This is a genomic window from Delftia sp. WSY_16 (assembly GCF_043104415.1).
Classification (GTDB): domain Bacteria; phylum Pseudomonadota; class Gammaproteobacteria; order Burkholderiales; family Burkholderiaceae_C; genus Comamonas; species Comamonas tsuruhatensis.
This window is the reverse complement of record NZ_JBICKS010000024.1, coordinates 1-266: the sequence shown is the minus strand read 5'-3', so window position 1 is coordinate 266 and position 266 is coordinate 1. Positions and strand designations below refer to the sequence as shown.

The following is a 266-nucleotide window of genomic DNA, read 5'->3' as shown; positions in this document are numbered from 1 at the left end:
GTGATGTCGCTGATCTGGGCCACGTCCAGCTTGGCGGCCACGCGCGGCGCGGCGTTCTTGCCGCTGGCGGTGGCGGGGAACAGGATGTGGCTGTAGTTCGAAGCAATCGCCAGCACTTGCGCCGCGATGTTCTCGGCCAGGCCGTCCTTCAGGCTGGCGCCGTCGGCGTGGATGACCTTGGCAACGCCGGCGATCTGGGCCGCAGCCTGCGCAGCGGCGCCGGCATTCTCGCCCGCCACCAGCACATGCACGTCGCCGCCGCAGGC

The 266-nt window shown here is 70.7% G+C and carries 1 pseudogene; it reads right to left on the bottom strand.

The features are described 5' to 3' along the window. A pseudogene (locus ACF8O7_RS14405) lies at window positions 1-266 on the bottom strand (electron transfer flavoprotein subunit alpha/FixB family protein); the annotation flags it as partial.